The sequence below is a fragment of the Marispirochaeta aestuarii genome (assembly GCF_002087085.1).
GTDB classification, from domain to species: Bacteria; Spirochaetota; Spirochaetia; order JC444; family Marispirochaetaceae; genus Marispirochaeta; species Marispirochaeta aestuarii.
This window is the reverse complement of the sequence record NZ_MWQY01000014.1, coordinates 58,621-82,071: the sequence shown is the minus strand read 5'-3', so window position 1 is coordinate 82,071 and position 23,451 is coordinate 58,621. Positions and strand designations below refer to the sequence as shown.

The window sequence follows — 23,451 nt, the reverse complement described above, 5'->3', positions numbered from 1 at the left end:
CTGCCGAAACTAGAGGATAAGAAAGAGAATTATGCAAGGAGCATGCTGTGTTTTACGGTAACAGTTTTGGAAAAACCCTCGATCTGCTGCATCGAAATATGGATGTGGCTGTACTCAGGCGCAGTGTTATCTCCAACAACATTGCCAACGCCGATACGCCGAACTTCAAGCGCAGCGAGATCAATTTCGAGGCTGAGCTCAAACGGGCCCTGGACTCGGAAAAACCGACGGGACGCCTGAAGGCCGCGCTGACCGATCCTAAGCATATTCCTTTTCACCGGAGTACTGATTACCGGACGGTAAAACCGAAGAAGATCCTGGATTATCTGACCCAGTCGGATAACAACGGAAACAATGTGGACCTGGAAGAAGAGATGATGGCCCAGCTGCAGAACCAGCTGCGCTACGAAATAATGACCCGTTCGGTGGCGAACCAGTTCAGTCAGGTAAACACCGTTCTGCGTTAGCGGAAGAGAGGAGATAGAGAATAATGGGTATGTTTACCAGCATAAACACGGCGGCATCGGGTCTGAGCGCCCAGCGGCTTCGTCTTGATGTTATTTCCAATAATATTGCCAACGCGGACACCACCAGGACCCCCGAGGGGGGACCCTATCGTCGCAGCCGGGTGATAATGAAGCCCCGGGTCTCGGAGCCCTACTTCAAGATTCCCTTTTTACCGAAGCGCCTGGATAACGGCATCGGAAAAGGGGTGAGGGTCGCGGAGATTACCAAGGACAGGGATGCTAAAACCCGGCTTGTGTACGATCCGACGCATCCCGACGCAATCAAATCGGGTCCGAAAACCGGCTATGTTGAAATGCCTAACGTCAATATTGTTGAAGAGATGGTGGATATGATCTCCGCCAGCCGTTCCTACGAGGCAAATATTGCCCTGGTTAACGGCTCGAAGACCATGTTCATGCGCTCGCTGGATATAGGAAGGTAGGTAAACTATGGATATTTTTGATTCAATGCATGTTTCGGGCCACAAAATCGGGCTGGAAAGGACAAATCCCAGGCATCTGTCCGGCAAGCTTCCTCAGAATCAGCCTGAAGACAGTTCGACCACGGGTTTTTCCCAGGCCATGGTGAAGGCCCTGAACGGCGCAAATGCCCTGCAGCAGGAGAGTACATCCCTGACTCAGGCAATGCTTACGGACCCGGAGAGTGTTGATTCTCATGATGTTACAATTGCCATGGCGAAGGCGAATATGGCCGTCACCATGACCAAATCCGTTGTTGACGGAGCCATACGGGCCTACAAAGAGATTATCAGTTTACGGTAGCCAAGTATCTCGTTCTGCTGTAAGATGATAACCAGGTAGGTTACATATTTCTATCAAACGGAGCTAATTAACCATTAGTGCCTTGGGAGGGGAGATGAACGAATGGTTGAAAAAGTTCCTGGAGCAGGTAAAGGGCGGTTGGAGTAAGTGGTCCCTGGTTCAGCGGATCATGTTTATTGTAATCGTCGTCGCGGTTATCGGCGCGCTGGCAGGTCTGGTGACGTTCAGTTCCCGGCCGAGCATGGTGCCGCTGCTGACTACCGCAATTACCGATCAGGAAAAGTTGTCTGAAATTTCCTTGCGTCTCGATGAGGAGAAGGTGGAACACACCATCTCTGCGGAGGGGCGGATTTTCGTTAAAGACAAAATTACTGCCCAGCGAATGGTCTCGATTCTGATGCGGGAAGACCTTATTCCCAAGGAGGTGTCTCCCTGGGATGTCTTCAAGCTCGACCGCTGGACTATTACCGATTTTGAACGGAACGTAAACTTAAGGCGGGCAATAACCGACAGCCTGGAGCAGCACATAGAGGCTCTGGCGGATGTCGACGATGCCGAGGTTACCCTGGTAATGCCGGAAACCGAGCTTTTCAGCGACGACCAGCAGCCGGTAACCGCGTCGGTCATAATTACCCCGTCTCCGGGATCAGGCATTTCCACCAACCGGGCAAAGATCGAGGGTATTGTAAAACTGGTACGTTTTGCCGTTGAGGGCCTGCAGGAAGAGAATATTGTGATCAGCGATCACAATATGAACGTCCTGAATGATTTCGAGGACCTGGCGGATTTTGACCGCCTGGAACTCACCAAACGGCAGCTTGCACAGAAGGATAATCTCGAAAAGGCCTACCGTAACGAGATACAGAAAGCCCTTATGCAGATCTTCGGCGAGGATCGGGTACGGGTGCTCAAGGTCGACATCGACCTGGATATGAGCAAACGGGTTGTGGAAACGGAGGAGTTCTTTCCCATAACCATGGTTCCCGACAATCCGGCCACACCCTATTCGGAACTGCAGGTAGTTCCCTCGGTAACCCGTTCCAAGGAGGTTATCGACGAACAGTGGAAGGGAACAGGTTTCAATCCTGAAGGTCCTCCCGGGGTGGAAGGGCAGGTGCCGCCCTCATACAAGGATGCCGACGCCCTCTTCGGGGAGTATAAAAACAACTCGGTTACCCAGAACGAAGAGGTAAACCAGAAGAATACCTATGAAGAAAAAACCCCCTGGGTCATTAATCGCATAAGCGTCGGTGCCGCTATTGACGGCCTGTGGCGCAGGGAATATACCGATAAGGGTACGGTAAAACTCGACAGTACCGGAAGCATTGTCCGCAACTATACCCCGGTTTCCGATGAAGACCTTGCGAAGGCCCGCACCCTGGTGGAGCATGCCATCGGCTATGATCGCAACCGGGGGGACAGCGTTTCGGTTGAACACCTGCAGTTCGACCGGACTGCACAGTTCGCCATGGAGGACGAGGAGTTCAGGGCACGGCAGCGGCTGCAGCAGATGATCATCTATTCCCTCATAGCCGTGGCGGTACTGATTATCGCCCTTATCGTCTTCCGTCTGATAAGCCGCGAGCTGGAACGGCGTCGAAGACTCAGGGAGGAGGAGCTCTCCCGGCAGCACCAGGCTATGCGCGAGGCCGCCCTCAGAAGTGCGGAAGAGGAGGGGGTGGATGTCGAAATGTCCGTCGAGGAGCGGGCCAGGCTGGACATGCAGGAGCATGCCATCAACATGGCCCGGGAGCATCCCGAGGATGTTGCCCAGCTGATTCGCACCTGGCTGCTTGAGGAGTAGCACAGTGACGAAGGAGACTCGATATGGCCAAACAAGCTAAAGCACAGACCCCGGGAGCCGCCGCAGGCGGGGCTCCCAAGAAGGGCTTAAAGAAGGAACTCACCGGTCGTCAGAAGGCTGCAATCTTTCTTGTCACCCTGGGATCGGAAATCTCGTCGGAGATTTTCAAACACCTCAGGGAAGACGAAATTGAAGCGCTTACCTTCGAGATCGCGCGGCTGGACAATATCGATTCTGAGGACAGGGACACGGTGCTGATGGAGTTCAAGGAACTCATGATGGCCCAGGACTTCATAACCTCCGGAGGTATCGATTACGCCAGGGAGCTTCTCGAAAAATCCCTGGGTGCCCAGAAGGCGGTGGATATCATCAATCGTCTGACCAGTTCGCTGCAGGTGCGTCCCTTCGACTTTATCCGGCGTACGGACCCCGCGCACCTCTTGAACTTTATCCAGCAGGAGCATCCCCAGACCATCGCTCTGATCCTGGCCTACCTGGAACCCCAGAAGGCATCCATAATACTTGCCAGTCTGCCCCACGAGATACAGTCCGATGTATCCAAGCGCATTGCAACCATGGACCGTACAGACCCCAACATTCTGCGGGAGGTCGAACGGGTCCTTGAGAAGAAGCTTTCGACCCTCAGTTCCGAGGACTACACCGCCGCCGGTGGAGTCGAGAATATCGTTGAGATCCTCAATATGGTGGACCGTTCGACGGAAAAGACCATCATCGAAAGCCTTGAAGAGGAGGATCCGGAACTGGCAGAGGAGATCAAGAAGCGCATGTTCGTATTCGAGGATATCGTGCTTCTCGACGACCGGGCGATTCAGAAGGTGCTGCGGGAGGTGGATACCGGAGAACTGGCCAAGGCCCTGCGGGGTGTGGAAGCCGAGGTTCAGGACAAGATTTTTCGCAATATGTCCAAGCGCGCCGCGGGAATGCTCAAGGAGGAGATGGAGTACATGGGTCCCGTGCGGCTTAAGGACGTTGAGGAGACCCAGCAGAAGATTGTTTCCATTATCCGCAAGCTCGAGGACCAGGGCGAAATTGTTGTTGCCCGTTCCGGCGAGGACGAGATGGTGGTATAGGGAAGGTAGGGAATGGCAAAGAATGTTTTCCGGCCCACGGAGGTAACACAGTTAAGTTCCGGCAGAATCGTTCTCGATACCCCCTTCAAGGAACAGAAGCCCGTGGAGGTTCCTGTTCCCGCAGAGGAGTACAGCGGACCAACCGCCGATGACCTGCGCAGAGAGGCTGAGGCCTTCAGGGCTCAGTGGGAAGAAGAGAAGGCCGGGATGATCGCCTCCGCACAGGAAGAGGCGGAGAATATCGTCAAGGAGGCGGAGGAACGGGCTTTTCAGGTTCTCAAGGCCAAGACCGATGAAGGGGAGAAGCTGAAGCAGGAAGCCGAGGATAATGCCGCGGAGATTGAATCGGAAGCCGAAGCCCGGCGGGATGAGATTCTCAAAGAGGCCAACGATCAGCTCGAACAGATCCGTAAGGACGCCTACGCCGAGGGTTTTGAATCCGGTCGGGAAGAAGGCTACCAGGAGGGTCGGGGTGAGGTTGAACGGCTGGTCACCCACCTTCACGGTATCATCAGTTCCGCCATCGAAAAGCGCACGGAGATAATCGAGGAATCCGAAACCCAGGTGATCAACCTTGTTCTTCTGATTGCAAAGAAGGTAATCAAGGTTATCTCGGAAAACCAGAAGAACGTGGTCATCAATAATGTTATTCAGGCCCTGAGAAAACTCAAGAGCCGTGGAGACGTCATTCTCAGGGTTAACCTGGAAGACGTTGATCTTACCACCGACCATGTCAAGGATTTCATGCGTATGGTCGAGAACGTCAGATCCATAACGGTAATGGAAGACTCCCGGGTAGACCGTGGAGGCTGTATTATCGAGACAGACTTCGGGGAGATCGATGCCAGGATAAAATCGCAATTCAACGAAATTGAGGAAAAAATCCTGGAGATGGCACCCATCAGAGAAAAAGGGGAGGCCTGAGGTTCCAGGTTCATCCTTTAAGGGAGGGAAGGATGTTCGAAAAGTATAATACAGTTCTCAGCGACTTTGATCCTATAAAATATACGGGACTCATTCAGCGCGTGAAGGGGCTCATGATCGAGAGTCACGGCCCCCATGGGATGGTGGGCGAATTATGTCATATCGATGTCCCCAAGGGCAGGGGAACCGTGCCGGCGGAGATCGTCGGGTTTTCCGAGGAATCTGTCCAGCTGATGCCCTTTCTGGGCATGGAGGGCATTGAGGCAGGCTGTCGTGTTACCGCCATGGGTGAATCCCTCTCTGTTCCCGTCTCTCCCAGACTGCTGGGGCGCGTACTGGACAGCCTTGGCCGACCCATGGACAACGGGCCCACCCTCGGTTCGGTGGAAACCTACCCGGTCATAGCGGAGCCGCCGGATGTTTTGCGTCGTGCCGCCATTAAGGAACGCATTGTTACCGGGGTCCGTTCCCTGGATGCCTTTACCCCCGTGGGAAAGGGACAACGACTGGGTATTTTCTCCGGTTCCGGGGTCGGAAAGTCCACCATTCTCGGTATGATCGCCCGGAACACCTCCGCAGATGTCAACGTGATTGCCCTCATCGGGGAACGCGGCAGGGAGGTCAAGGAGTTCATCGACAACGATCTCGGGCCTGAGGGGCTCAAGCGTTCAGTGCTGGTGGTCTCCTCCTCCGATACTCCCCCCCTGGCACGCCTCAGAGGTGCCTACGTCGCCACGGCCATTGCCGAATACTTCAGGGACCAGGGCAAGGATGTAATGCTTCTCTTCGATTCGGTAACCCGTTTTGCCCGGGCCCAGCGGGAGATCGGCCTCGCCGTGGGCGAACCGCCGGCCACCAGGGGATACACCCCCTCGGTTTTTTCCCTGCTGCCCAAGCTTCTTGAACGCTGCGGTACCTCCGACAAGGGAACAATTACCGGATTTTATTCCATTCTTGTGGACGCCGATGATATGGATGACCCCGTGGCAGATACGGTACGGGGTATTCTGGACGGACACGTTATCCTGAGCCGGCAGCTGGCACAGCGGTATCACTATCCGGCGGTGGATGTCCTTGATTCCCTGTCGCGCCTGGGAAACAAGGTGGCGAAGGAAGCGGACCTGAAAGCTGCGGGAAGACTGCGACAGCTGCTGTCTGCCTACTATGAGTCCGAAGACCTTATCAACGTGGGAGCATACGTAAAGGGTGCCAATTCTCTTGTGGATGAAGCAATCGCCAAGATGCCTGCCATACGGGACTTCCTGGTGCAGGGAATCGATGAGCGGGCGGATATCGCAGACACTCTGGAAACATTGCGTTCACTGGCGGGGACGGATTAGGCAATGCGACGTTTTCATTTCAAGCTGCAGAAGCTCCTCGAACTCAAGGAGTACCGGGAACGGGAATGGGAACAGAAACTCGGCGAGCTTACCGGACGTATGGAAGCGATTCGCCAGCGGATTGCCGAGTGCGGGCGGAAGAGGCGTCAGGCTTTTGTTTCCGGAGCTGCTGCGGGAAATGATTTTGTCGCCCGGGTGGCTGCGGAAAATTACATCAGGAGAATGGAGCATACCAGCAGTCAGTTGCATCAGGATCTGGGCCGGCTTGGAAAGGAACGGGAAAAAATACAGGCCGGCTATATCGAGGCGTCCCGGGAACGAAAGGTATTCGAGAAACTGAAAGAAAAAAAAGCGGCGGAATTTTACCGGGAAGAACGCAAAAACGAGATTCTGAAACAGGACGATCTGAACAGCAGTGCCGCCGCACGTCGTATTGAAGCGGGAGGAAAAGAGTAATGGCAAAGGTAAATGCAGGATACCGGATAATCGTCCTCGTCCTGTTGATTGGAATTCTGTTCCTCGGTGGATTACTCTGGTTCGATCATCTGGGCCTGGTGGATGTCCGGGAACGACTGAACCCGGTGTTCCGGCTGCTGGGAATGGAAACCCCCGAGCAGGTTCCGGATGACGGTTCCGTCCTTCTGCTGGATGAGGCACGTCTGGAGAAGCTGTGGGAAGAGCTTGACCGGAGAGAAACCGCCCTCCTGGAACAGGAAGAGCAGCTGGATATCAGGGAAGAGGAGATTGTTCAAAAGCTGGAAGCCCTTGAAGAGCGGGAAAAGGCGCTGGAAGATCGGGAAAAATCATTCAATGAAATTGTAAAACAGTACGAAAATAAGAGTGCAAACCTTCGTCAAGCCGCGGAGTATTTTGCGGGGATGCCCCCGGAAGCGGCTGTCGAACGGCTCGTTGCAATGGACGACCAGGATGTGATTGACATTCTGCGCATGACCGAACAGATGGCCCGGGAGGCCGGGAACGTTTCGGTCGTTTCGTACTGGTTGTCTCTGATGCCTGCGGACAGAGCTGCGGTTTTAAACCGAAAAATGCTCAAGAAACCGGAGGTTCAAGGAGGATGATACAAAAAGATGATATCCCCGGTAGAGTTTATCTCCAGCGACCATCGACCTGCGGAGTTTTCTCCCCAGGTAACGGAGCTTGAGGGGCCTCCTTTCGGCGAATACCTTGCCCGTGCAGAAACGGAAAGGAGCAATTCGGCGGATCAGAGGGAGACTGAGAAAACAGACGCGGACCTTCAGGGGGAGAGTCCTGGCAGGGCGAAGGAATCGAAAGATGCGGAAACCGTGAAGGACGCCGCCGCGAAATCAAAAAAAGAGGAAACCGACACTTCTGAAAACAGTAAGGAAGCAGACAGGGACCATTCCGGCGAAGGATCGGATGAATCCGTTTCCAGGGATGAAAAAGAGAACCCCGTCCATGTTCCGACCCCCCGGGGGGATGGCAAACAGACCACCGAAAAGAACAGCCGGAAGGTCAATAATCCTGAAAATGTCTTCGCGGGAGCCCGTGGAACCGGTAAAGACAACAAATCAGATGTAAAGATACAGGTCCCGGTACAGGCGGAAGCCGGAATAGATCCGGAAAAGTCAGCATCTTCTTCCGAAAGACGTACAGAAACCTCAGATTCTGATGCCAGGGATAAGGAAAAATCGGCCATAAAGGGCCTTACTGTATCCGGCGAAGGGATCGGCCCCGGAGATGCTGAAAGTGCAAAAGAGGCAGGAAAAGCGGCTGCAGAAAAAACCAGACATGACAGTGAGGCCCGCCGCGATGCATCCGCTGTTCGCAGGGTTCATTCCGGCGATGATGCCCAGCGGCAGACGGTAAAGGCCGAACTTATCGATCTTCGCAGCCGAAAGGAGACAAAAAGCGAACAGACAGCTTCACACCAGGCACAGAAGATCGAGGCTGTCAGCTTGCAGGATTCCCTGAAGCCGGAAGGCCAGAACCGTCAGGATTTCATCGTTATCGAGGCTTTCAATGGAAAGGCGGATTCCACGATTTCCCGCGGCGAGACCGGTCCCGCCCAGGCTGCAGCAGACCTTTCCCGTGCTCTGAAGGAAGAGGGGAACGGGGAGATCATAAAAAAAGCCCAGTTTGTACTCAAGGACAGGGACCAGGGTGAGATCCGCCTGATACTCAAGCCGGAAAAACTGGGGGAAGTACGGATACGGCTGAATCTCTCGGATAATAGGCATATAGCCGGCCGAATAATTGTCGAAAATAATAGTGTACGAGAGGTTTTTCAGGAGAACATGGAGGCCCTGAACCGGGCTTTCCGGGAAAACGGTTTTCAGACCGCCGGCCTGGACGTCTCTGTCGGACAGAGGGAAGGTTTTTCCGGAAGACGAAGAGAACAGAATCTCGAAGGGCTTCCTCTTGAAAAAATGACCAGGATTTTTGATGACCAGGTACCCAGGGTCGAAGATTATATTTTCGGCGAGAGTCGGGTCAATGTATATGTGTAGGAGAAGAGCAGGATGGATATTTCCACAACCATGAACAGCGCCGACAAGGCAAGAACACAGATGCAGGTTGATCTGCTGAACAAGACGATCGATCCCGGCAGGCAGTCAAAGCAGGAGCTCGACAAGGATGATTTTCTTAAAATTCTTCTGACCCAGCTGACCCATCAGGACCCCAGTGAACCCATGAAGGACAAGGAGTTTATTGCCCAGATGGCCCAGTTCTCAACACTGGAACAGATGACGAACATGGCAAGCTCCTTTACTCAGCTCTCCGGGGTAATGGCTTCATCGAAGGCCATGAATACCCTGGGACACGAGGTGGAGATTATTCGGGGAGATCAGGTTATTCGCGGTACCGTAGAAGCGGTATCCGGACGGGAATTCCCCCAGGTTCTTGTAAACGGAACCTACTACGATGTGGATGAAATTGAAAAGGTAATGCGCCAGGAGGATATGAACATATGATGCGGTCCCTTTATGCCGGTGTTTCCGGTCTGCAGAATCACCAGACGCGGATGGATGTTATTGGTAACAACATCTCCAACGTCAACACGATCGGTTTTAAAAAGGGGAGGGTGAATTTTCAGGATATGCTGTCCCAGACAATGTCCGGGGCCGCCCGTCCTACCGATGACCTTGGGGGAGTAAACCCGAAACAGGTCGGACTGGGTATGACTATTGCCGCTATCGATACCATCCACACCCAGGGCTCCCTGCAGACCACCGGGGTCATGACGGATATCGCAATCCAGGGAAACGGGTTCTTTATCCTCCGGGAGGGAGACAAGGAGTTCTACACCAGAGCCGGCGCTTTTGGCCTTGACGAAGCCGGTACCCTGGTGAATCCCGCCAATGGCCTGAAGGTCCAGGGATGGATGGCCCAGGAGGTGGAGGGGCAGACAATCATCAATACAGCTTCCGATGTGGGGGACATTACCATTCCCATAGGCGGTAAGGACCCTGCCTCCGCAACCAGCGAAGTCTATCTGGCCTGTAACCTGGATAAGAGAGTTGGAGAAATCCCCGCCGACGCGGGCCCCGCGGAAGTACTGCAGAACACCTGGACCATCGACAAGACAGTGTATGACGATTTCGGGAACACCCACACCATGCGGATTAACTTTACCAAGACCGTGGGAGCTCCGAACAGCTGGGATGCGGTGGTAATCATGAATCCCGACGCAGACGGTGCAGATACGGCGAACACCCTTGCCGAGGTCGGGGAGGCGAACAACGCCACAGCCACTTTTACGGTAAATTTCAACAATCTCGGGACCCTGGAATCGGTAACCGACGCCCAGGGTGATATACTGACAGAGGGGGCGCTTCAGACGCAGATTTCTTTCGATGTGCCCGACGCCAATCCCGACGCTGAAGGCGGCGTGCTGCGGCAGACCTTCAATCTGAATCTGGGAGAGGTTGGGAGCGTTGTGAACTCCATGACCCAGTTTGCTGAAAAGAGTTCCACCAAGGCCTTTGCGCAGAACGGTTATCCCATGGGATACCTGGAGAGCTTCAAAGTCGATCAGTCCGGAATGATAACCGGGGTCTATTCCAACGGTACCAACCGTACCATCGGACAGGTCGCCCTGGCGAGTTTCGTTAACCCCGGAGGGCTCGAGAAGGCCGGCGAGAGTACCTACATCGTGACCAACAACTCAGGCGACCCGAATGTCTCCGAGAGCGGTGTTGCCGGCAAGGGCAAGTTTATCGCCGGCGCCCTGGAAATGAGCAACGTGGACCTGGCGGAACAATTTACCGACATGATCGTTACACAGCGGGGTTTCCAGTCCAACAGTAAAACGATACAAACATCGGACCAGATGCTGCAGGAGCTTTTGACCTTAAAGCGTTAAGGGGTTAGAATAGGCCGCAGATGATTGAAGTAACAAGGTTGGATGGAACGGTCTACTGGGTTAACCCCCATCAGATCGAATACATGGAAGCCAATCCGGATACAACCCTGATTATGCTGTCGGGTAAACGTCTGGTGGTCCGGGAGGACCGCCGGACGATTATGAATTCGATTATCGAATACCGCAGGCAGATAGGGGCCTTCAAGAACGAGGAGTAACCGAAGAATGGATTTAGGAACGATTATTGGATTGATACTCGGATTTGTGATGATCCTGATGTCAATCTTTACTTCCGGTGGAAGCCTGACTTCCTATGTCGATATTCCATCGATCTTTATGGTTATCGGCGGCTCCTTTGCGGCCCTGATGGTTTCCAGTCCCCTTCAGCGGGTGCTGGGAATGATGCGTTATCTGAACCATGCCCTCAATGTTCCCAACTGGGGAGAAGAGGCCATTATTTCCACCCTGGTCAACTTTTCCGAAAAAGCCCGCCGCGAGGGGCTTCTTGCCCTGGAGGACGACCTGGAAGAGGTTGAACAGGAGTTCATGAAAAAAGGAATTCAGCTGGTTGTCGACGGTACTGATCCGGAAATAATCAAGAACCTTCTCTACAATGAGCTGAATCAGATACAGGAACGCCACCAGGACGGAATAATGCTCTTCGACTTCTGGGGAAAGGTCGCTCCCGCCTTCGGAATGATCGGTACCCTGGCAGGGCTTATCGCCATGCTGGCAAACCTTAACGACGCTGATTCCATCGGATCGGGTATGGCTCTGGCTCTTATTACCACCATGTACGGTGCAATATTTGCCAACCTGGTACTGATTCCCATCAAGGCAAAGCTGGAGGACCGGGACAAGGGTGAGACCCTGGTCAAGGAGATTATGATCGAAGGGATCCTCTCCATCCAGTCCGGAGACAACCCCCGGATTCTCGAAGTCAAGCTTCTGAGTTTTCTGCCTCCCCTTAAGAGAGAGGCAATCATGGCGGAATCTGCCGCCGAATAGGATTTGTAGCAAGCATGCCAAGGCCGAATAAATGCAAAAAATGTCCCCCCGAAGGCGCCGCCGACTGGATGCTCACCTATGGCGATATGGTGACCCTTCTTCTGACATTTTTTGTAATGATGTATACCACCGCGGAGGTGGACGGTTCCCAGTTAAAGCTGATCCTGGCTGCCTTCTCCGGTCTTGGTGTTCTCGAGGGGGGCAACACCCTCCAGGCAGGGGAGCTCGCGGAACTGGGAAACAACATCATGACCCTGCCTTCCGTCGACAAGGGAAGGGCCCTGGACAAGGCCCGCAAGCGGGCGATAAGCCAGTTCCAGCCGGAGATCAAGACCAAGAAGGTCCGGGTTACCGAGGATGAACGGGGCCTTATAATCAGTCTGGCGGCGGATTCGTTTTTTCGCCCCGCCAGTGCGGAGATAGACATCGAAAATACCCGTGAGACCCTGCAGAAGGTATCTCAGCTGCTTATATCCCTGGAGGGACGGAAGTTCAGGATAGAAGGGCATACCGATGCGGCTCCAACGGATCCGACCGGTCCCTGGCCGACGAACTGGGAGCTGTCCTCGGCAAGGGCGATCAATACCCTGAAATACCTGGTTCAGTACGGGGTGCCGGAGGACCAGTTTCAGGTTGCAGGCTTTTCCGATACGGTGCCCCTGGCGACGAATGATACCCCCGAAGGCCGGGCCTACAACCGGCGTATAGACATTGTAATCCTGAGTGAAGGACACTTATAGGCAGGGAACAATGAGGGTTTGCATAAGGAACATATATTTGATACTTTTTTATGTAAGGGCGGTATTTACCGCTCTTCAGGAGTAGGTGGACATGGCAGACGAAGATGTCGTATTCGGCGACGAAGATGTAACCGGCGGTGTTGAACCGGACTCCGGAGGAAGGGGAGGTTTTCTCCCCGAAATAGTAATAAAAATCCTCAAGCTGGTAGCCATGGGGCTTGCGGCTATAATCTTTATTGTCACCGTGGTTGTCATTACCATGCAGATCCTCGGACGGGGTTCGGCACAGCAGTCCCTGCCCGCGGTTTCTCCGGACTACCAGGGAGTCGCCCCGATTCTGCAGTGGTGGGACGGAATAGAGGAGATCCGTACAAGGACCTCGGATACCGAACCCATGACGGTGATCGTCAAGGTAAAGATCGGCTTCGAGAAGGACAATAAAACCATACTTACAGAGCTGAACGACCGGCAGTCACCTCTGCAGGCGGAAATACGGCACTACTTCAGCACAAAAAATGCGGCGGAGCTTACTCCCCGGCACGAGGCCCAGATAACAAACGAACTGAAGACCCTTATCAATGACAGGCTTACAGGTCCAAACATCGAAAGGGTTATTATTATGGACCTGCAGATACTTGATTTTTAGCATCCGAGACGGTTTAGAGGGTAGAGGATGAATGAGGTTTTATCCCAGGATGAAATCGACCAGCTGTTAACGGCGATTTCGACAGGGGATATCGAAAGCGAAGAGGTTTCTCAGGCAACGGATCAGCGGAAGATCAAGATCTATGATTTCAAGCGTCCGGACAAATTTTCCAAGGAACAGATTCGTACTGTCTCCATTATGCACGAGACCTTCGCGCGCCTGACCACCACCGCCCTCTCCGCGCAGCTTCGGAGCATGGTCCATGTCCACGTCGCCTCGGTTGATCAGCTGACCTACGAGGAGTTTATACGGTCCATACCCAATCCCACTACCCTGGGGATAATAAATATGGATCCCCTGAAGGGCTCCGCGGTGCTGGAGATCGATCCCGCCATTACTTTTTCCATCATCGACCGCCTCTTCGGCGGACAGGGGGAAGGGACGAAGGTGCAGCGGGACCTCTCGGATATCGAGCAGTCGGTAATGGAGGGAATCATAGTCCGCATACTGGGGAACCTTCGGGAAGCCTGGAGCCAGGTTATCGATCTCAGGCCGCGGCTGGGACAGATTGAAACGAATCCCCAGTTCGCCCAGATTGTCCCTCCCACGGAAATGGTTGTGCTTGTAACCCTGGAAACGAAGGTCGGGGAAGTGGAAGGTATGATGAACTTCTGTATTCCCTATCTGACCATCGAGCCGATTATTTCCAAGCTCTCAGCACAGTACATGTATTCCACCGTGCGTTCCGGTGCGACAACGGAGAACCTGAATATCATAAAGGAACGTCTGTCCACCGTACATGTCAATGTTGTTGCGGAAATCGGCAGTATTAACCTTACCGTGCGGGATGTATTGTCTCTCCGGGTTGGAGATGTCATACGGCTTCAGGATACCCGAACAACGGACCCTATGGTTCTGAAGATCGGGAACCGTAAAAAGTTTCTCTGCAGGCCGGGCCTTGTGGGAAACAAGGTGGCTGTGCAGATAACACAGAAACTTGAGGATATAGAAAAAGAAGAGTTCGAAGAGCTCGCCGTCGAAGGAGAAGAGTAGCCATGAGTGATGGTTCATTATCGCAAGACGAAATTGATGCTTTGCTGCAGGGCGGCGGCGGATTTGATTTTGGCGGGGAGGAGAGCGCAGGCCAGGCTCCCGCCGGGTTATCCCAGGAACAGCAGATGGCCTTCGCGTCAAAGCTGTCCGGGGCTGTATCGAGTCAGGCCTCGAATCTGAGCGGCATTATAGGAAAAAGCGTCAACATCGGAAAGCCCGAGGTTGAATTTATGACCCGGGACGGCTTTGTCGGGACCGCTCCTGAACAGCTGGTGGTAACCAGCATAGGTTTTTCCGAAGGTATTGTGGGGGAACATATGTACCTGATGCCTGTCAATCTGGCTACCGCCATAGCCGGGTTGATGATGGGACAGGAGCAGATTGACCTGGACGAGGCAGCCCTGTCCGCCCTGTCGGAAGCGGGAAATACCCTTGCCGGGGCCATAGCCACTACCCTGGGAGATGCTGTACGGAAGACCGTAATGACCAGTCCCGGGGAAACCGAGATACTTTCCCGGGACGATATTTCACTGCCCGGTGACGGGTTCCTTAGAGTCAGTTACCCCGTGACTATCGAAGGAGAAAAACCTTCTCAGCTGATGGAGGTATTTTCTATTTCCGCTGTTTCAGATGTCGTTAAGCCTCAACAGGCTTCTCCATCTCCCGGTGTTCAGCCGTCATCGCAGATGGGCGCCATGGGACAGGGAATGATGGGAGGAGGAATGCAACAGCAGATGCCTCAGGGCATGAGCATGAGTTATCAGCAGCCGCCGAATGTACAGTCGGTTCAGTTTCCTAATCTGTATCCCCAGGCTGCGGCCGGTGATCAGGGAAATATCGGACTCCTGATGGATGTCTATATGGAGATGACCGTTGAGCTGGGACGGACCAAGCGGCTCATCCGTGAGATTCTTGGAATGGGAGAAGGAACGATTATCGAGCTGGACAAGCTGGCAGGCGAACCGGTGGATATTCTGGTTAATCACAAACTCATCGCCAAGGGCGAGGTTGTTGTAATTGACGAGAATTTCGGTGTTCGGGTAACCGAAATCGTATCTCCCATGGAAAGAATGTCTGATTTGACATGATATAAGGAGTTAAATCTGGACAAACGCCGACTTTGTTGGTAGGCTTATGATATAACGTCTCTGGGGGGGGACATTGAAAAAAAACGTGCTTCTTTTCCTGCTGTTAGTGGCGGCTGTGGTTGGTAGCCTCTCAGCACAGGAAAGGGAAGAAAGCGAAGCTCCTGCAGGAGAAGCCATTGTGTCTGAAGAAGACATAATCTTCGACGGCGGTGAAGGAGCTGCGGAAAACAACACAACAGAAGCTGTCGAGCCCGGTGGAAACCTCACGATATGGAGTTTTGTCTCCATGGTCCTGGTTCTCGGGGGAGTCGTTGCAGCTATCTACGGACTGTTCTTCCTGCTCAAGCGCATTGCGGGCAGGGGATACCCGGACAATGATCTTATCCGGATCCTCTCTTCAAAATCCCTCTCCAGTACACGCAGTGTACATCTTATTTCTCTGGGGCGGCGTTTCCTGCTTGTAGGATCCGCCGAAAACAGCGTCAACCTTATCGCGGAAATCGATGATAAAGAGAGCCGTGACGAGATTGACGTTTTTCTTGCCCGGGAAGATTCCTCCCCGAAAAAAAGCTTCAGGCAGCTTATCGGCGGACTTCTTTCCGGAAACGAAGAGGGCGGGGACGACTCGGTATCGTCATCGGCCCACTTCCTGAAAAACCAGGGACAAAGGATGAAGAATCTGTGAGTATGCTGAAGTGAGTAGTTTCGAGATGTACCGGGGGGGGAATGAAACAAAAAGTACTCGTCATCCTGCTGATAGTGGTGACGTGTAGCGGTGTATTGACTGCCCAGGAGGCGCAGGATGTCAATGTACCAGCTGACGGCTTGAATATTCCGTTTGTCGATCTCACGATCCGGAGCGCCGGAGACAATCAGGAAGTCGCACTGTCGCTGCAGCTGCTTCTGCTTCTTGCGGTCATCACCCTCTCTCCATCGATACTAATACTTACCACTGCATTTCTGCGTATCGCTATCGTGTTTGACTTTATCAAACGGGCTCTGTCGTTACAGCAGGTGCCGCCTAACCAGGTACTCATGGGTATCGCTCTGTTTTTAACAATTTTCATAATGTGGCCGACCCTGACCACTGTGTATGAAGAGAGTTTCGTTCCCTTCGCCGAAGGGGATATCGGTTTTGAAGAGATGTATGCAAATGCGGAAGGCCCTTTAAGGCTTTTTATGTTCAGGCAGATGCAGCGGAATTATAACAATATCGAACTGTTCATGCGCCTGTCGGATCTGCCGCGTCCGGCAAACGCAACGGAGGTTCCGACTCATGTACTCATACCGGCCTTTGTACTCCATGAGCTGACCGTTGCCTTCAAGATCGGGATTCTGCTGTTCATACCCTTTATCATTATAGACATGGTTGTCGCTTCAACCCTCATGTCCATGGGTATGATAATGCTGCCGCCGGTTATGATTTCCATGCCCTTCAAGCTGATCCTTTTTGTACTTGTAGACGGCTGGGGGCTTATTACGGAACAGGTTGTGGCGAGTTTCTTTTAAAAACCGGCGGCGCCGGGAAAAAAGTGCTGATTTTACGGGAGGAGAAAATGTCCATTGGATATGCCGTTGCCCTGATGCGGAACGCGGTTTTTCAGGTATTGATTATTTCTTCTCCCATGCTGCTTATTGGTATGGGAGTCGGACTGATCATCTCTATTTTTCAAGCCACGACCTCGATCCAGGAACAGACACTGACCTTTGTTCCAAAGATAATTGCAATATTTCTGGCCCTGGTCCTTTTTGGACCGATTATATTCGGTTCCATGCGGGCCTATACAATCGATATTATTCGACAGATACCGCAGATGGTATTGTAAGGATGATGTAATTTCAGATGGAGTTTGAACAGGTTATTGTAAACGCCCAGATTTATCTTCTCATCTTCGCGCGGATTTTCGCCCTGTTTCAGACCGCCCCGCTTATTTCGTCGTCTTCCATTCCCGGGGTCGCCCGGGTCGCCCTTACCCTTTTTACCAGCCTGGCGGTGTTTCCCATGGTACAGGGATTCGGATATCCCCTGCCCGACAACGCCCTGGGTTATGGGATGCTGATGATGGGAGAGGCGATGATCGGAATCCTTGTGGGATTCTTCATTACCATGATCTATTCGGTACTTCTGATTTCCGGACAGTTCTACGCTTTTCAAATGGGATTCGGAGCCTCCGTGGTGTTCGATCCCCTGGCCCAGATCGAACTGCCCCTGATGGGACAGTTTCTGAACCTCCTTGCCATGTACGCCTTCATGGCGGCAAGCGGTTTCATGGATATATTTCTGAAGGGGATCTACCGTTCCTTCCAGGCTTTCCGGGCCGTGGATCTGGTGCTGCAGCAGGAGTACATCGTCTCCATGCTGGGAAGGGGGCTCACAAACCTCTTTGGACAGTCTCTTATTATCGCCTTTCCGGTAATGGGCACCCTGATGCTGGTAACGGTTTCCGAGGGACTCCTGGCGAAGGCGGCACCCCAGATGAATCTGCTTATGCTGGGATTTCCGATTCGAATAGGGGTCGCATTTATCGTTCTGCTCCTTACGCTGCCGGCTATAACCTTTGCCTATGTTACCATCCTTAATTCCGGTTTTCTGGAAATCATGCGTCTTTTCAGAACCGGAACTGGGGCGGCGGTATGACTGGTAATTCCCTTACCCGTGCTCTGGAGAGCCTTCAGCGGATTTACTTCCTCCTCCTGATACGCAGCAGAATACCCGCCGGGCATGAAGCTGTTTTACGGCCCTGGGAGATTCCTTTAAACTGGTTTGCCGCGGAGGATGAAGGAAGAACCGAGGACCCGACGGAGCATAAGATTCGAAAAGCCCGGGAAGAGGGCAAGGTCGCCAAATCCTCCGAATTCTCCGCAGCCATAGTCCTGCTTTTTCCCATTCTCGCCATCGCACTTCTGGGATCCTATACGCTGAAAACAATGCTCGAGATGATTCAATACTTTTTTACGGTGTCGGTGGAAACGAATATAGTGGGCGATAATGGAATCTTCCCCGTTTTTGTCCGGTATTCCGCCCGTCTTACCCTGCCGGTTTTTGGAATCGCCTTCGTTTCCGCCATAATGGCGAACCTTCTGCAGGTGGGCTTTCTGTTTACCACAAAGACCATTACCCCTGATATGAACAAGATTGTTCCGAACCTGGGGAAATTCCTGCAGAGATCCTTCTTTTCCACGGAAGCTCTTTTCAACCTGGGGAAGACTTTCTTCAAAGTCATTGCCATCGGTCTTGTCGCCTATATCAATATACGAATGGAGATGGACAGGATTGTACGCTTCGTGGATGTCCCCTTCTTCATGTCCCTGCAGGCAATAGCCCTTGCAGCTCTCAAGATTCTTATAGAGGCTGCACTGCTGATGCTTGCACTCTCGTTTCCCGATTACATGTTCCAGCGTCATCAGCACCGGGAATCCCTGAAAATGAGCAAGCAGGAGTTGAAGGAAGAACGGAAGATGACCGAGGGAGATCCCCTAATAAAGAGCAGGCTGAGGGAACGGATGCAGCAGATTCTCTCCCAGAATATGATGCGTGCGGTACCCGAGGCGGATGTGGTCATTACTAACCCGACGCACTTTGCCATAGCACTGCAGTGGAAGCGGGAAACCATGTCCGCCCCCACGGTCAGCGCCAAGGGGCAGGACAACATGGCCCTGAGAATAAGGGAGATTGCCCGGGAGAACAGTGTTCCGGTAATCGAAAATAAACCTCTCGCCCGGGCCCTGTACGCCGAGGTGGAAATAGGGGATGAGATTCCCGAAACATATTACGAAGTAACCGCCATTATCCTTGCCCAGGTTTACGGCATGGCCGGGCGTGAAAGGGAGGTAGGCTGATGTCGGATGTACAGAAAATACTCTCCACCTCTTTTCTGAATAATCGCAGTGATGTTTTTGTAGCCGTGGGTGTTCTGTTCTTTGTAATGATGCTGATCATTCCCCTGCCCACATTCATTCTTGACCTTCTCATGGCATTGAACCTGATGCTCAGCCTTGTGGTTATCCTCATTGTTCTGTATACCCACAGGGCACTGGATTTTTCGGTGTTCCCGACTTTACTGCTTATAACCACCGTGTTCGGTCTCGGCTTGAATATTTCTTCCACCCGCTTGATTCTTTCCCAGGGAATCAATTTTGACGGACGAATAGTCAGGGCCTTTGCGACCTTTGTCGTCGGAACTTCCGGTTCCGAGGGTCTTGTTATCGGGCTTATCATATTCATCATAATAATCGCGGTCCAGTTCATTGTAATTACCAAGGGTGCAACCAGGGTCGCGGAAGTCGCCGCCCGTTTTACCCTTGATTCCCTGCCGGGAAAACAGATGGCAATTGAAGCGGAGTACAATTCCGGTTCCCTGACGGAGGAGGAGGCCCAGAAAAAGAAGAACGACCTGCAGCGGGAAGTTGACTTTTACGGGGCCATGGACGGTTCGACGAAGTTTGTCTCGGGTAACGTCAAAGTCGGAATTCTCATTACACTGATAAACATGATCGGCGGACTGATCGTGGGCATGTCGATCCACGGGGAACCCTTTGCGGCAGCCCTGAACAACTATGTTTCCCTGACTGTCGGCGACGGACTGGTAACCCAGTTCCCGGCCCTGCTGGTCTCCGTCGCCACCGGTCTTATCGTTACCCGAGCAATATCAGACGGTACTTTCGGCTCGGATGTATCAAAGCAGTTCTCTCAGCAGTCCAGGGTATACTGGATCGCCGCTGTTGCTTTAATCCTTCTGGGACTCCTGCCGGGCTTCCCCTGGTACATCATGATACCCCTGGGGATACTTACCGGGATCGTGGCTTTCCGGCTTACCCGTAAGGAGGTCCGCTTCCGGGAACAGGCGGAAGAGGCGGCGGAGAAGGAGCGGGCACCCGAAGGACCGACGGAGTTCGCTCCCGTCGTTCCGGTGGATCCCCTTTCGCTGGAACTCGGATACGGACTTATACCCCTGGTCGACAGGGACCAGGGGGCGGAGCTGCTGGATAGAATCACCCGCATCCGCCGCGAGACCGCCCTGGAACTGGGTCTGGCGGTTCCGCGGATACGGATTATCGACAACATGCGCCTCGAACCCTCTGAATACTGCATAAAGATAAAGGGTGTCGAGGTCGGCCGGGGAACGATACGGACGGGGCAGTTCCTTGCCATCAATCCCGGAGGCGTTGAGACGGAGCTGCAGGGAGAATCCACCAGGGATCCGGCTTTCGGACTTCCCGCCCTCTGGATAACCGAGGACTTGCGGGACAAGGCGGAGCGTGCCGGCTATACTGTCGTGGACAGTCCTTCGATAATCGCAACGCATCTGACGGAAATCATCAAATCCCATGCCTGGGAGATGCTGGGACGTCAGGAGATGCGGAAGATCCTGGATGAGCTCAAGCGCGATTACTCGGCCGTTGTGGATGAGGTTACCAAGGTCCTCTCCCTGGGAGAGATTCAAAAGGTCCTGCAATCCCTGCTGGCTGAACACGTTTCCATACGGAATATGGTACCCATTCTCGAGGCCCTGGCGGATTATGCCCCGGTATCGAAGGATACGACCTTCCTGACAGAAAAGGCGCGGCAGATTCTGGGACGGCAGATCTGCCTGCAGTTCAGTGATGGCAACAAGATTCTGCACGTGCTGACGATAAATCCTGAGATGGAAGGGGAGATTATCGATTCGAGAACGGAAACGGCATCAGGAGTCACGGCAGCGCTGGAACCGGGGCTCTATCGTCGCTGGATTAACGCTGTCGCGAATGCCGTTCACAGCGTACAGCGTCAGGGCTATGTTCCCCTGATCCTCTGTTCCGAAGCTGCCCGGCCCCTGGTCCGGGCAAGTCTTCTGCGGGATCTGCCGGAAGTAGCGGTCCTGTCGGTTCCGGAGATACCGACGGACATAAACATTGAACCTCTGGGAGAAATAAGCCTGGATGAGCGCGAAAGCGCCTGATTTTGAGATACGCCGGCGCCGGAAGAGACAGGTCCGATGGCGACCGGACAGGCGACCGAATATAAGGAGCAGGCATGGAGTATTTTACTGAGCGGGCGGCTTCGCACCGTGAAGTACTGCAAAAAATACGGGACCGTTATGGCGAAAGAGCCCGTGTGCTTACCCAGCGAAGTGTACGTGTGGGCGGTTTCCTGGGAATGTTCGCCCGGGAGGGCATAGAGGTAACGGGATATATTGCAAAGGAAGCACCCAAGCCGCCGAGGAAGATGCTTGATCCGGAAGAGGAACGAAAAAAGATTCTGGAAAGCGTCAAGGGAAGCAGCGACGGAACCCTGCAGCAGGTTCTCAAAGCAGTTAACGCCATACAGGAACGTCTGGATACCCATGAACCCCAGAAACAGGAGGAGCTTCATCCCTCGATTGTGGCGATGGAACAGCTCCTCGAGGAAAATGAGTTCAGCGCCGGGTTTATCCGTGAAATGAGTAACCGATTGCGTCGTGAGATGTCCCTGGAAGATCTGGACCGTCAGGATATTGTGGAGTCCTCGGTGTTTCAGTGGATCGGTGAGAAGATCAAAATATACGAGCCCAGGGTAACTCCGAAAATTATGATTCTGGTTGGTCCCACCGGGGTGGGAAAAACGACGACAATCGCGAAACTCGCCGCCATCTATGGACTGGGACACAAGGGCGGGAAGCCTGTGGATGTCCGCATGATAACCATCGACAATTACCGTATAGGTGCCAAACAGCAGATCGACACCTACGGGAGCATCATGAATATTCCGGTAAGCGGTGTCGAGAGTTTTCAGGACCTGAAGAAGACCCTGGCCCTGTACGAGGGAGCGGACCTGATACTTATCGATACCATAGGAAAGAGTCCCAGGGACTATATGAAACTCGCCGAGATGCGGGAGATGCTGGATGCCTGTGGTCACGATGCCGAAGTCTTTCTTACCTTGAGTTCCACCACCAAGATTTCTGACATAAAGGATCTTTTCAAAACCTTTGAACCCTTCGGGTACCAGGCTATAATTCTGACAAAGCTTGATGAGACCCAGCGCATTGGAAATGTTATCAGTGTCATCACCGAGCACAACAAACCGGTTGCTTTTCTTACCGACGGACAATCTGTACCTCAGGACATACATGAAGCATCCGTACCCCGGCTGTTGATGAATCTCGATGGTTTTAAATCTGCTAAAATGAGTTTACGTCCCAGGGAAGGACGGGCAAGTGGTACCCCGTCGGGGGCTGAATATGTCAAGAACGGAGTATGGGAATGACGGATCAAGCGGAACAGCTGCGGGAAATCATGCGTTCGAAAAACGGTGCCGGGAATCAGAAAACCCGGATAATCGCCGTGGCGAGCGGAAAGGGTGGGGTCGGCAAAACGAATCTGTCCATAAATATTGCCCTTGCCTATGCCCGGCTGGGGAAAAAGGTCATCGTAATGGATGCCGACCTCGGACTGGCGAATGTCAATGTGGTACTGGGAATTATCCCGAAATATAATCTCTACCATTTGATTCGAAAGCAGAAGAACCTGCAGGAAATCCTTCTGGATACCAACTATGGTATTCAGATAATCGCGGGGGCTTCCGGATTTTCCAAGATCGCCAATCTTTCTGATGAGGAACGGGAGCACTTTATTGAAGAACTTTCGGGGCTCTCGGAGGCGGATGTAATCGTCATAGATACGAGCGCCGGAGTGTCTCACAATGTACTGGATTTTATTGCCGCCGCGGATGAGGCCCTTATCGTAACAACTCCCGAGCCCACCGCCATCACCGATGCCTATGGTATTATCAAGATAATCGCTACGGAAATAGACAACATGAACCTGGGACTCAAGTTGATTGTCAACCGGGTCAAGTCGGTTACTGAGGGCAAAAAGGTTTCTGAGCGGGTAATCAGCATAGCAGGTCAGTTTCTGAATCTGAAGGTTGATTATCTCGGGTATGTATATGACGACCCGGTGGTCAGTTCTTCCGTATTGAAGCAGAAACCTTTTATGGTGGTGGACCCAAACAGCAAAGCCGCTATCTGCGTCAAGCATATTGTCGGACGTCTTGAGAAGGTTGAGTACCGTGAGGGGAGCGGTATTGGAAATTTTATCCGGAAGCTTCTGGGCAAAGACTAGGCGAAAAAAGGAAACCTTGACTGCCGGAGTCATTTCCCATA

General features: G+C 53.0%; 26 protein-coding genes. All 26 read left to right on the top strand.

The window, feature by feature from the left end; translation table 11 throughout:
* Positions 1-47 precede the first annotated feature (47 nt).
* The 26 genes from flgB to B4O97_RS13165 all read left to right on the top strand — a co-directional run bounded on the left by flgB (position 48) and on the right by B4O97_RS13165 (position 23,410).
* The gene (gene flgB / locus B4O97_RS13290; RefSeq protein ID WP_083051524.1) at positions 48-467 is read left to right on the top strand and encodes a flagellar basal body rod protein FlgB; all 420 of its coding nucleotides are present in this window, start codon (positions 48-50) and stop codon (positions 465-467) included.
* A gap of 23 nt (positions 468-490) precedes the next feature.
* Positions 491-949 (top strand): flagellar basal body rod protein FlgC, encoded by a 459-nt coding sequence (gene flgC, locus B4O97_RS13285; RefSeq protein ID WP_083051523.1) that lies wholly within the window; start codon positions 491-493, stop codon positions 947-949.
* 7 nt (positions 950-956) lie between these two features.
* Positions 957-1,289, top strand: a complete 333-nt coding sequence (fliE, locus tag B4O97_RS13280; protein ID WP_083051521.1) for a flagellar hook-basal body complex protein FliE — start codon at positions 957-959, stop codon at positions 1,287-1,289.
* Between the two features lie 94 nt (positions 1,290-1,383).
* Positions 1,384-3,093: a flagellar basal-body MS-ring/collar protein FliF gene (gene fliF / locus B4O97_RS13275; protein ID WP_083051520.1), complete on the top strand. Its 1,710-nt coding sequence runs from the start codon at positions 1,384-1,386 to the stop codon at positions 3,091-3,093.
* A gap of 23 nt (positions 3,094-3,116) precedes the next feature.
* A complete protein-coding gene (fliG, locus tag B4O97_RS13270; RefSeq protein ID WP_083051518.1) occupies positions 3,117-4,184 on the top strand; it encodes a flagellar motor switch protein FliG in 1,068 nt (355 codons plus the stop codon).
* Between the two features lie 12 nt (positions 4,185-4,196).
* The gene (fliH, locus tag B4O97_RS13265; RefSeq protein WP_083051517.1) at positions 4,197-5,108 is read left to right on the top strand and encodes a flagellar assembly protein FliH; all 912 of its coding nucleotides are present in this window, start codon (positions 4,197-4,199) and stop codon (positions 5,106-5,108) included.
* Positions 5,109-5,140: 32 nt separating this feature from the next.
* Positions 5,141-6,448, top strand: a complete 1,308-nt coding sequence (locus B4O97_RS13260; RefSeq protein WP_083051515.1) for a FliI/YscN family ATPase — start codon at positions 5,141-5,143, stop codon at positions 6,446-6,448.
* A 3-nt stretch (positions 6,449-6,451) separates the two neighbouring features.
* Positions 6,452-6,904: a flagellar export protein FliJ gene (gene fliJ, locus B4O97_RS13255; protein ID WP_083051514.1), complete on the top strand. Its 453-nt coding sequence runs from the start codon at positions 6,452-6,454 to the stop codon at positions 6,902-6,904.
* Positions 6,904-7,527 (top strand): periplasmic-type flagellar collar protein FlbB, encoded by a 624-nt coding sequence (locus B4O97_RS13250; protein WP_083051512.1) that lies wholly within the window; start codon positions 6,904-6,906, stop codon positions 7,525-7,527. Before fliJ ends, B4O97_RS13250 begins: the two co-directional genes overlap by 1 nt.
* 9 nt (positions 7,528-7,536) lie before the next feature.
* Positions 7,537-8,937, top strand: coding sequence for a flagellar hook-length control protein FliK (locus B4O97_RS13245; protein WP_083051511.1), 1,401 nt, complete (start codon positions 7,537-7,539; stop codon positions 8,935-8,937).
* Between the two features lie 12 nt (positions 8,938-8,949).
* Positions 8,950-9,402, top strand: a complete 453-nt coding sequence (gene flgD, locus B4O97_RS13240; RefSeq protein ID WP_083051509.1) for a flagellar hook assembly protein FlgD — start codon at positions 8,950-8,952, stop codon at positions 9,400-9,402.
* On the top strand, positions 9,399-10,793 hold the full coding sequence (gene flgE / locus B4O97_RS13235; RefSeq protein ID WP_083051508.1) for a flagellar hook protein FlgE: 1,395 nt from the start codon (positions 9,399-9,401) through the stop codon (positions 10,791-10,793). Before flgD ends, flgE begins: the two co-directional genes overlap by 4 nt.
* A gap of 20 nt (positions 10,794-10,813) precedes the next feature.
* Positions 10,814-11,011, top strand: a complete 198-nt coding sequence (locus B4O97_RS13230; protein ID WP_083051506.1) for a flagellar FlbD family protein — start codon at positions 10,814-10,816, stop codon at positions 11,009-11,011.
* 7 nt (positions 11,012-11,018) lie between these two features.
* On the top strand, positions 11,019-11,801 hold the full coding sequence (locus B4O97_RS13225) for a motility protein A (RefSeq protein WP_083051505.1): 783 nt from the start codon (positions 11,019-11,021) through the stop codon (positions 11,799-11,801).
* A gap of 14 nt (positions 11,802-11,815) precedes the next feature.
* The gene (motB, locus tag B4O97_RS13220) at positions 11,816-12,541 is read left to right on the top strand and encodes a flagellar motor protein MotB (protein ID WP_083051503.1); all 726 of its coding nucleotides are present in this window, start codon (positions 11,816-11,818) and stop codon (positions 12,539-12,541) included.
* Positions 12,542-12,632: 91 nt separating this feature from the next.
* Positions 12,633-13,187, top strand: coding sequence for a flagellar basal body-associated FliL family protein (locus tag B4O97_RS13215; RefSeq protein ID WP_083051502.1), 555 nt, complete (start codon positions 12,633-12,635; stop codon positions 13,185-13,187).
* A 27-nt stretch (positions 13,188-13,214) separates the two neighbouring features.
* Positions 13,215-14,240 (top strand): flagellar motor switch protein FliM, encoded by a 1,026-nt coding sequence (gene fliM / locus B4O97_RS13210; RefSeq protein ID WP_083051500.1) that lies wholly within the window; start codon positions 13,215-13,217, stop codon positions 14,238-14,240.
* Between the two features lie 2 nt (positions 14,241-14,242).
* The gene (gene fliY / locus B4O97_RS13205; RefSeq protein WP_083051499.1) at positions 14,243-15,328 is read left to right on the top strand and encodes a flagellar motor switch phosphatase FliY; all 1,086 of its coding nucleotides are present in this window, start codon (positions 14,243-14,245) and stop codon (positions 15,326-15,328) included.
* A gap of 73 nt (positions 15,329-15,401) precedes the next feature.
* Positions 15,402-16,013: a FliO/MopB family protein gene (locus B4O97_RS13200; protein WP_083051497.1), complete on the top strand. Its 612-nt coding sequence runs from the start codon at positions 15,402-15,404 to the stop codon at positions 16,011-16,013.
* 41 nt (positions 16,014-16,054) lie between these two features.
* Positions 16,055-16,837 (top strand): flagellar type III secretion system pore protein FliP, encoded by a 783-nt coding sequence (gene fliP / locus B4O97_RS13195; protein WP_083051496.1) that lies wholly within the window; start codon positions 16,055-16,057, stop codon positions 16,835-16,837.
* 47 nt (positions 16,838-16,884) lie between these two features.
* Positions 16,885-17,154 (top strand): flagellar biosynthesis protein FliQ, encoded by a 270-nt coding sequence (gene fliQ, locus B4O97_RS13190; RefSeq protein WP_083051577.1) that lies wholly within the window; start codon positions 16,885-16,887, stop codon positions 17,152-17,154.
* Between the two features lie 17 nt (positions 17,155-17,171).
* The gene (locus B4O97_RS13185) at positions 17,172-17,966 is read left to right on the top strand and encodes a flagellar biosynthetic protein FliR (protein ID WP_083051494.1); all 795 of its coding nucleotides are present in this window, start codon (positions 17,172-17,174) and stop codon (positions 17,964-17,966) included.
* Complete coding sequence (gene flhB, locus B4O97_RS13180) at positions 17,963-19,168, top strand: flagellar biosynthesis protein FlhB (RefSeq protein WP_083051493.1); 1,206 nt, start codon at positions 17,963-17,965, stop codon at positions 19,166-19,168. The genes B4O97_RS13185 and flhB overlap by 4 nt, the downstream gene beginning before the upstream one ends.
* Positions 19,168-21,267, top strand: coding sequence for a flagellar biosynthesis protein FlhA (gene flhA / locus B4O97_RS13175; protein ID WP_083051491.1), 2,100 nt, complete (start codon positions 19,168-19,170; stop codon positions 21,265-21,267). Before flhB ends, flhA begins: the two co-directional genes overlap by 1 nt.
* 74 nt (positions 21,268-21,341) lie before the next feature.
* Positions 21,342-22,553 carry a flagellar biosynthesis protein FlhF gene (gene flhF / locus B4O97_RS13170; RefSeq protein ID WP_083051490.1) on the top strand — a complete coding sequence of 404 codons (1,212 nt, stop codon included), beginning with the start codon at positions 21,342-21,344 and terminating at the stop codon, positions 22,551-22,553.
* Positions 22,550-23,410 (top strand): MinD/ParA family protein, encoded by an 861-nt coding sequence (locus B4O97_RS13165; RefSeq protein WP_083051488.1) that lies wholly within the window; start codon positions 22,550-22,552, stop codon positions 23,408-23,410. Before flhF ends, B4O97_RS13165 begins: the two co-directional genes overlap by 4 nt.
* Positions 23,411-23,451: the final 41 nt, after the last annotated feature.

Coding starts and splice junctions, on each gene's coding strand:
- fliH (WP_083051517.1), top strand. CDS start 4,197: ATGGCAAAGAATGTTTTCCGGCCCACGGAGGTAACACAGTTAAGTTCC.
- flgC (WP_083051523.1), top strand. CDS start 491: ATGGGTATGTTTACCAGCATAAACACGGCGGCATCGGGTCTGAGCGCC.
- B4O97_RS13215 (WP_083051502.1), top strand. CDS start 12,633: ATGGCAGACGAAGATGTCGTATTCGGCGACGAAGATGTAACCGGCGGT.
- fliJ (WP_083051514.1), top strand. CDS start 6,452: ATGCGACGTTTTCATTTCAAGCTGCAGAAGCTCCTCGAACTCAAGGAG.
- flhA (WP_083051491.1), top strand. CDS start 19,168: ATGTCGGATGTACAGAAAATACTCTCCACCTCTTTTCTGAATAATCGC.
- fliY (WP_083051499.1), top strand. CDS start 14,243: ATGAGTGATGGTTCATTATCGCAAGACGAAATTGATGCTTTGCTGCAG.
- B4O97_RS13230 (WP_083051506.1), top strand. CDS start 10,814: ATGATTGAAGTAACAAGGTTGGATGGAACGGTCTACTGGGTTAACCCC.
- flhF (WP_083051490.1), top strand. CDS start 21,342: ATGGAGTATTTTACTGAGCGGGCGGCTTCGCACCGTGAAGTACTGCAA.
- B4O97_RS13260 (WP_083051515.1), top strand. CDS start 5,141: ATGTTCGAAAAGTATAATACAGTTCTCAGCGACTTTGATCCTATAAAA.
- B4O97_RS13245 (WP_083051511.1), top strand. CDS start 7,537: ATGATATCCCCGGTAGAGTTTATCTCCAGCGACCATCGACCTGCGGAG.
- fliE (WP_083051521.1), top strand. CDS start 957: ATGGATATTTTTGATTCAATGCATGTTTCGGGCCACAAAATCGGGCTG.
- flgE (WP_083051508.1), top strand. CDS start 9,399: ATGATGCGGTCCCTTTATGCCGGTGTTTCCGGTCTGCAGAATCACCAG.
- B4O97_RS13225 (WP_083051505.1), top strand. CDS start 11,019: ATGGATTTAGGAACGATTATTGGATTGATACTCGGATTTGTGATGATC.
- motB (WP_083051503.1), top strand. CDS start 11,816: ATGCCAAGGCCGAATAAATGCAAAAAATGTCCCCCCGAAGGCGCCGCC.
- fliP (WP_083051496.1), top strand. CDS start 16,055: ATGAAACAAAAAGTACTCGTCATCCTGCTGATAGTGGTGACGTGTAGC.
- fliG (WP_083051518.1), top strand. CDS start 3,117: ATGGCCAAACAAGCTAAAGCACAGACCCCGGGAGCCGCCGCAGGCGGG.
- fliQ (WP_083051577.1), top strand. CDS start 16,885: ATGTCCATTGGATATGCCGTTGCCCTGATGCGGAACGCGGTTTTTCAG.
- fliM (WP_083051500.1), top strand. CDS start 13,215: ATGAATGAGGTTTTATCCCAGGATGAAATCGACCAGCTGTTAACGGCG.
- B4O97_RS13165 (WP_083051488.1), top strand. CDS start 22,550: ATGACGGATCAAGCGGAACAGCTGCGGGAAATCATGCGTTCGAAAAAC.
- B4O97_RS13185 (WP_083051494.1), top strand. CDS start 17,172: ATGGAGTTTGAACAGGTTATTGTAAACGCCCAGATTTATCTTCTCATC.
- flhB (WP_083051493.1), top strand. CDS start 17,963: ATGACTGGTAATTCCCTTACCCGTGCTCTGGAGAGCCTTCAGCGGATT.
- B4O97_RS13250 (WP_083051512.1), top strand. CDS start 6,904: ATGGCAAAGGTAAATGCAGGATACCGGATAATCGTCCTCGTCCTGTTG.
- fliF (WP_083051520.1), top strand. CDS start 1,384: ATGAACGAATGGTTGAAAAAGTTCCTGGAGCAGGTAAAGGGCGGTTGG.
- flgD (WP_083051509.1), top strand. CDS start 8,950: ATGGATATTTCCACAACCATGAACAGCGCCGACAAGGCAAGAACACAG.